Raw genomic sequence first — 575 nt, forward strand, 5'->3', positions numbered from 1 at the left:
GATGCATTTGTTATGTGCTTCAACACATGCTTACACTTTTATGATGTAAATATATCAATCAATGAGAATATCGCAAAAGAAACAAAAATTAGAACCTTTCGAGTATTGTCTGATAGCGGATTATCACTTAACCATTTAAAAATTCGCGCAGCTTTAGTTGAATGAGAATCTATTTTGATTTGAGAAAGTTCTAGCTTTACAGCGGGAAGTAAAACAGAAGAAAATAATTGTTTACTTGTTATCTCATTCCTTACCAAGGACATACTTCCTGAGATTAATTTAGGAACAAGCAACATTGGAAAAGTAGCTACAACATATGGAAGTTTATTCGTCATATAATAAACTCTTGAAGCATAATTGAGTTGCTGCATCACCTTAGAAAACTGAACAAGTTCGAACAAACTCAAAAGTCCAAAGACATATTGAGATAGCTTAATTATTTTATTAAATTGAGGCATGGTAAGTCCCCATGGCATATAATGATTAGCAAGGTCACCAGCCCACCAATACATCATGTAATTTTCCAAAAAATACTCCTTATAAGTTTTTGATTAATTGCACATAACGCCTGCATA

Annotated in this window: 1 protein-coding gene; it reads right to left on the reverse strand. The window is 32.5% G+C overall.

Annotated elements, in window-relative coordinates:
* Positions 1-38: 38 nt before the first annotated feature.
* Positions 39-527 (reverse strand): hypothetical protein, encoded by a 489-nt coding sequence (locus A6E06_RS11360; RefSeq protein WP_141676955.1) that lies wholly within the window; start codon positions 525-527, stop codon positions 39-41.
* Between the last annotated feature and the right edge of the window lie 48 nt (positions 528-575).

Origin of the sequence: Aliivibrio sp. 1S175 (assembly GCF_001690985.1) — a bacterium.
GTDB lineage: Bacteria > Pseudomonadota > Gammaproteobacteria > Enterobacterales > Vibrionaceae > Aliivibrio.